7 protein-coding genes and 1 tRNA gene (1 of these 8 only partly in view) are annotated in these 5,604 nt (G+C 69.1%); 3 read left to right on the forward strand and 5 right to left on the reverse strand.

The window, feature by feature from the left end:
- The first annotated feature begins 107 nt into the window (after positions 1 to 107).
- From J7E68_RS04840 to J7E68_RS04850, 3 genes are all read left to right on the forward strand, one after another.
- Entirely contained in the window at positions 108 to 761 is a 654-nt protein-coding gene (locus J7E68_RS04840) for a thymidine kinase (protein WP_215170363.1), read from the forward strand.
- A gap of 113 nt (positions 762 to 874) precedes the next feature.
- Entirely contained in the window at positions 875 to 1,597 is a 723-nt protein-coding gene (locus J7E68_RS04845; protein ID WP_215170365.1) for an FCD domain-containing protein, read from the forward strand.
- An 11-nt stretch (positions 1,598 to 1,608) separates the two neighbouring features.
- Positions 1,609 to 2,868, forward strand: a complete 1,260-nt coding sequence (locus J7E68_RS04850) for an alpha-hydroxy acid oxidase (protein ID WP_215170368.1) — start codon at positions 1,609 to 1,611, stop codon at positions 2,866 to 2,868.
- 25 nt (positions 2,869 to 2,893) lie between these two features.
- On the opposite strand, the gene J7E68_RS04855 is transcribed toward J7E68_RS04850, so the two are convergent.
- The 5 genes from J7E68_RS04855 to J7E68_RS04875 all read right to left on the reverse strand — a co-directional run.
- The gene (locus J7E68_RS04855) at positions 2,894 to 3,649 is read right to left on the reverse strand and encodes an HAD-IIB family hydrolase (protein ID WP_215170369.1); all 756 of its coding nucleotides are present in this window, start codon (positions 3,647 to 3,649) and stop codon (positions 2,894 to 2,896) included.
- Positions 3,646 to 4,122, reverse strand: coding sequence for a VanZ family protein (locus tag J7E68_RS04860; protein WP_215170371.1), 477 nt, complete (start codon positions 4,120 to 4,122; stop codon positions 3,646 to 3,648). The genes J7E68_RS04855 and J7E68_RS04860 overlap by 4 nt, the downstream gene beginning before the upstream one ends.
- 66 nt (positions 4,123 to 4,188) lie before the next feature.
- Positions 4,189 to 4,265 (reverse strand) — tRNA-Pro (locus tag J7E68_RS04865).
- Positions 4,266 to 4,318: 53 nt separating this feature from the next.
- A complete protein-coding gene (locus J7E68_RS04870; RefSeq protein WP_311416352.1) occupies positions 4,319 to 5,254 on the reverse strand; it encodes a metallophosphoesterase in 936 nt (311 codons plus the stop codon).
- Positions 5,251 to 5,604: the end of a transglycosylase domain-containing protein gene (locus J7E68_RS04875; protein ID WP_215170375.1), read on the reverse strand. The gene runs 2,160 nt beyond the window's last position; 354 of the gene's 2,514 nt are visible here — the last part of the coding sequence; its start codon lies off the right edge, out of view — the gene reads right to left on this strand; its stop codon occupies positions 5,251 to 5,253. The genes J7E68_RS04870 and J7E68_RS04875 overlap by 4 nt, the downstream gene beginning before the upstream one ends.

Here is a 5,604-nt window from a genome sequence, read left to right on the forward strand (position 1 = left end):
GGGCTGTTCCCGACGTGCGGCGAGCAGCTGAACAAGAACGCCGAGCTGGCTGCCACCTCCACGGCGTCGACGGCGGCGACCCTCGGCATCAACGAGTAGCGAACCCGGTGGCGAAGCTCTACTTCCGCTACGGGGCGATGAACTCGGGCAAGTCCACCTCGCTCCTCCAGGCCGCCTACAACTACGAGGAGCGTGGCCAGCACGTACTGCTTGCCAAGCCGGCGATCGACACCAAGGGTGCGTCCGAGATCGCCAGCCGGCTCGGCGTGACCCGCGGGGTCGACTTCCTGATCGCACCGGATGCCGACGCGCGGGCGCTCTTCGCCGAGCACCGCGCACGTGCACGTCGTGCGGCAGAGGACGAGCTGATCCCCAGCGGCCCGGTCGACGTCGCCTGCCTCCTGATCGACGAAGCCCAGTTCCTCACGGCCGAGCAGGTCGACGACCTGTTCCGGATCGCCATCGAAGACCGCATCCCGGTGATGGCGTACGGCATCCGCAACGACTTCCTCACCCATGCCTTCCCGGGCTCGGCGCGTCTGCTCGCCATCGCGCACTCGCTGGAGGAGCTGAAGACCATCTGCCGGTGCGGACGCAAGGCGGTCTTCAACGGCCGGGTCATCGGCGGACGGTTCGTGTTCGACGGCGACCAGGTCGCGATCGACGAGGGTGCCGACGGGTCGGCCGCGCCTGAACTCACGACTTACGAGTCGCTGTGCGGTGCCTGCTACCTCGAGGAGTCCGGCGGACGCCTGGGCTGAGCCCGCCCGTCCGACTGCGGATTGCGTGGTCTGACCACACGCGCTACTGTGGTCAGACCACACTGGCGGCGTCGATGACCGACGCCGCAGAACGCCCACGACGAGGAGAGCGAATGCCGGAGCAGCCCGCCCGCGCCTGGCGACTCGTGCTCGAGCACGTCGAGCGCGACCTTCTCGACGGACGTATCGGCCCGGGGCACCGTCTCGCCTCCGAACGCGACCTCGCATCCGACCTCGGTGTCGGGCGATCCAGTGTCCGCGAAGCACTTCGCGTGCTCGAGGTGATGGGACTCATCCGCACGTCGACCGGGTCCGGCCCGCAGGCGGGCGCCATCGTCATCGCGACCCCCAGCGGGGGCATGTCGACCCTCCTCAGGCTCCAGGTCGCCGCACAGGGATTCCCGCTGTCCGACGTCGTGCAGACCCGACTGCTGCTCGAAGACGCGGTCGTCGCAGCTCTCGCGAGCCAGCATGCCCCCGACCTGGCCGCAGCGCACCGGGTGCTCGATGCGATGGATGCCGCGGGTCTCACCTCGGCCGAGTTCCTCGCGCTCGATGCCCAATTGCACCTCGCCCTCGCCGAGTCGAGCGGCAACACCGTGGTCGCGGCGATCATGGCGGGCCTTCGCACCTCCATCGAGTCGTACGTGCAAGAGGGGGCCTCGGCCATCACCGACTGGGATGCCATGGCCGATGTGCTGCGCTCCGAGCACCGCGCGATCATCGAGGCCATCGCCTCGGGCGACGGAGCGACCGCCCAGGCTCTCGTGCGCGCGCACATCACCGGCTACTACACCGCGGCGGGCCTGACCCGCAGCACCCGACCCATCGACTGAGAGGACACGACATGGTCCAGCGCCAGGTTCCCAACCCCAAAGAGCTGCTCGAGCTGATGAAGTTCAAGAAGCCCGAGCTCGACGGCAGGAAGCGCCGTCTCGATTCGGCCCTCACCATCGCCGACCTGCGCACCATCGCGAAGCGCCGCACGCCCAAGGCGGCCTTCGACTACACCGACGGTGCGGCCGAGGGCGAGCTGTCGCTCACCCGGGCGCGTCAGGCGTTCCAGGATGTCGAGTTCCACCCCGGCATCCTCCGCCCCGCTCCCACCGTCGACACCTCGGTCGACATCCTCGGCGGCCCCTCGGCGCTGCCCTTCGGCATCGCGCCGACCGGCTTCACGCGCCTCATGCAGACCGAGGGTGAGATCGCAGGCGCCGGGGCCGCCGCGGCCGCCGGAATCCCGTTCACTCTGTCGACCCTCGGCACGACGTCGATCGAGGGAGTGAAGGCCGCCAATCCGCACGGCCGCAACTGGTTCCAGCTCTACGTCATGCGTGACCGTGAGATCTCGTACGAGCTGACTCGCCGCGCCGCCGCAGCGGGCTTCGACACCCTGCAGTTCACCGTCGACACCCCGGTCGCGGGCGCGCGCCTGCGCGACAAGCGCAACGGCTTCAGCATCCCGCCGCAGCTCACACTCGGCACGATCGTCAACGCGATCCCGCGTCCGTGGTGGTGGTACGACTTCCTCACGACCCCCAAGCTCGAGTTCGCCTCGCTGAGCACCACCGGCGGCACCGTCGGCGAGCTGCTCGACGCCGCGATGGACCCGACGATCAGCTATGACGACCTCGCGGTGATCCGCGACATCTGGCCGGGAAAGATCGTGATCAAGGGCGTGCAGAACGTCGAGGACTCGGTGCGTCTGCGTGACGCGGGCGTCGACGGCATCGTGCTCTCCAACCACGGTGGCCGCCAGCTCGATCGCGCACCGATCCCGTTCCATCTGCTGCCCGAGGTGCGCAAGGCCGTCGGCGATGACTTCACGGTCATGATCGACACGGGCATCATGAACGGCGCCGACATCGTCGCCGCGGTCGCACTCGGCGCCGACTTCACCCTCATCGGCCGTGCCTACCTCTACGGGCTGATGGCGGGCGGGCGCGCGGGCGTCGATCGGACGATCGAGATCCTGCGCACCGAGATCGAGCGCACGATGCGCCTGCTGGGCGTGGCCTCGCTGGCCGAGCTCGAGCCCTCGCACGTGACGCAGCTCACCAGGCTCGTGCCGGTGAGCCGCTCGGCCTCAGACGTCGTGGTCCGCTGACGCGGCCTCGTAGAGGGAAGGCACCTCAGAGCGTCGTGAGCAGCTCGTCGAGCTTGTCTGCGGTGTCTTCCCACCCCTCGACCGCGACGGACGGAACGCCGATCGCGAGCACCGGGTAGTCGTTGCCGCCTTCGTCGAGCCGGTCGCCGTAGAACAGCATCGAGGTCAGGGGGATGCTCGTGTGCTCGGCGAGCTGGCGCATCCCGAACGCCTTGTCGATGCCGGCGAGGGTGATGTCGATCGACGGCGAGCCGCCGGACCGCACCTCGAGGTCGGGGAGTCGAGCGGCCACCGCGTCGCGCAGCGCCTCCCGCTTCGCGCCGTCGGGGTCCCAGGCGTGCTTCGCGTCGCGGGGTGCCTTCTGCCCGAGGGCCGAGAAGGTGATCTGCGACCCGCGGTCTTCGAGGATCTCGCCCCAGGGCTCGGTCTCCCAGAGCCCCAGCCGCTCGGCCTCTTCGCGCAGAGCGGTCAGCGCGCCCGCCTTCTGCTCGGGGGTGAGGTCGTGCGCGTACAGAGGAGCGAAGTCCGTGCCGTCGTGGCGCAGGTACCGGGTGCCGCAGGTCGGCAGCAGGTGCAGGCGTGAGGCGGAGCCCTCGTCGATGTCGCCCAGCTGAGCGATCACCTGCGAGCGGAACTGGGTCTCGTTGCCTCCCGAGATGATCGCGACCTCGACTTTGTCGAGCAGCGCCAGCAGCAGTGCGGCGATCCGTGGATCGATGGCTCCCTTGGAGGGGGCGAGGGTGTCGTCGAGATCGAAGGCCACGAGTGCAGGCGAGGTCATGATGCTTCCAGAGTACGGGGCGGATGCTGCGGGGTGTGCGGGGCGAACAGCAGCGTGCCCGCGATCGCGAGGAACACGCCGATCAGCGCGCCGCCGGAGTTCGCGAGCACATCGGTGAGGGTGGCCGCTCGGTGCGGCAGAGCCACACGCTGGGCCACCTCGATCGAGAGCGACAGGGCCGGGCCGATGATGACGGCGAGCGGCCAGAGGCGGCGCGGCACGAGGATGAACGCGAGGATGCCGATGGGCACGAAGACGAGCACGTTCGCGATGATCTCGAGGCGGGTGAAGTCGAGAGACTCCCACCCCAGGCGATGTGCGCCCGAGAGCACGAGATCGAGCAGGTTCGGCATCGACTGCTCGACGCGCGCGGGCGTGAGCGTCAGCAGCACGAGGCCGGCGAAGAACGGGATGCCGAGGACCAGAGCGATGCCGCGGGTGAGGCGGCGCGGGGGAGGGAACCAGCCACTCATGCGGTGCCTTTCGCCTCGGTCCTGATACAGAGAAGGCCGCCCGTGAGGGCGGCCTTCCGGTGTTACTGGTCGGGGTGACAGGATTTGAACCTGCGACCTCTTCGTCCCGAACGAAGCGCGCTACCAAGCTGCGCCACACCCCGTTTTGCAACCCTCCGAGTCTACAGCGAAATGCTCGCTGCGCCGAATCGAGGGGTCATCCGCGCGCCGTGAGCGTCAGCAGTGTCGCCTCCGGGCGGCACGCGAAGCGCACGGGCGCGTAGATCGAGTGACCGCATCCTGCGCTGACGTTGAGCGGCACGGTGCGCTCGCCCTGCGTCCATGTGCTCAGGCCCTTGGCCTGCTTCAGCGGGATGTCGCAGTTGGCGACGAGCGCGCCGAACCCCGGCAGGCACACCTGGCCTCCGTGCGTGTGGCCGCCGAAGATCGCGTCGGCGCCGAGCTCGATGTACCGGTTCATCACGCGCTGGTAGGGCGCGTGAGTCACACCGAGCACCGACGTGCCGGCATCCTGCGGCCCGAGACGCTCGATCGCACCGGGCAGATCCTCGAGCCGATCCCAGTGCCGATGCGCGTCGCTGACGCCCAGGAACTCGATGGGGTTGCCCGCGATCGTCAGGCGTGCGGCCCTGTTGTTCAGGTCGGTCCAGCCGAGCTCGTCGGTGAAGAACGCATCCATCGCGTCGGTGTCGAGGAAGGTCGGTTCGCTGTGCCGCTTCGACGGGCCCGCGAAGTAGCGGATCGGGTTGCGGGGAGCGGGGCCGTTGACGTCGTTCGACCCGTGCACGAAGACTCCGGGGATTCCCGCGAACGGCTCGAACGCCCGACGGATGCCGTCGAGGCCGTTTCGATGACCGAGGTTGTCGCCGGTGTTGATCACGAGATCGGGCTTCAGCTGCGCGAGGGATGCGAGCCAGTCCTGTTTGCGGTGCTGCCACGGAGCCATGTGGGCGTCCGAGACGTGGAGGACGCGGATCGGGGCGGAGCCGGGGGCCAGAGCGGATGCCGTGGCCTCGCGCACCGTGAACAGGTAGCGCTCGATGCCGATGCCCCAGACGGCGGCCGCAGCACCAGCGGCCCCCACCGCGCCGAGCGCGATGAGGGCCGGGTGTGCCGAGCGGCGTGAGGTCACTTGCACGTGACCGCGATCGTGGTGCTCTTGTTGGCCGCGCTGTTGGCGGCGGGCGATGTCGACGCGACGGTCGCACCGTTCCCGTTGCAGGATCCGTCGAAGTCGATCGATGTGAACCCTGCGCCGAACAGCGCGTTCTGCGCTTGAGCCTGCGTCTGCCCGGTGATGTCCGGAACCGTCGCGCCCTGGCCGTTGCTCGGCGAGAGCGTGATGGTCGCACCACTCGGCGCCTGACCTGCCGGATCCTGAGCCACGACGGTGCCCTTGGCCTTGTCGCTGTCGACCTCGGGGCCCACGGCGACCTGGAAGCCCGCTCCCTTGAGCGTGGCCGTGGCCTGCTCGACGGTCTG

Origin of the sequence: Microbacterium sp. ISL-103 (genome assembly GCF_018613995.1) — a bacterium.
Classification (GTDB): Bacteria; Actinomycetota; Actinomycetes; order Actinomycetales; family Microbacteriaceae; genus Microbacterium.

Coding starts and splice junctions, on each gene's coding strand:
- J7E68_RS04860 (WP_215170371.1), bottom strand. CDS start 4,122: ATGAGTGGCTGGTTCCCTCCCCCGCGCCGCCTCACCCGCGGCATCGCT.
- J7E68_RS04850 (WP_215170368.1), top strand. CDS start 1,609: ATGGTCCAGCGCCAGGTTCCCAACCCCAAAGAGCTGCTCGAGCTGATG.
- J7E68_RS04845 (WP_215170365.1), top strand. CDS start 875: ATGCCGGAGCAGCCCGCCCGCGCCTGGCGACTCGTGCTCGAGCACGTC.
- J7E68_RS04855 (WP_215170369.1), bottom strand. CDS start 3,649: ATGACCTCGCCTGCACTCGTGGCCTTCGATCTCGACGACACCCTCGCC.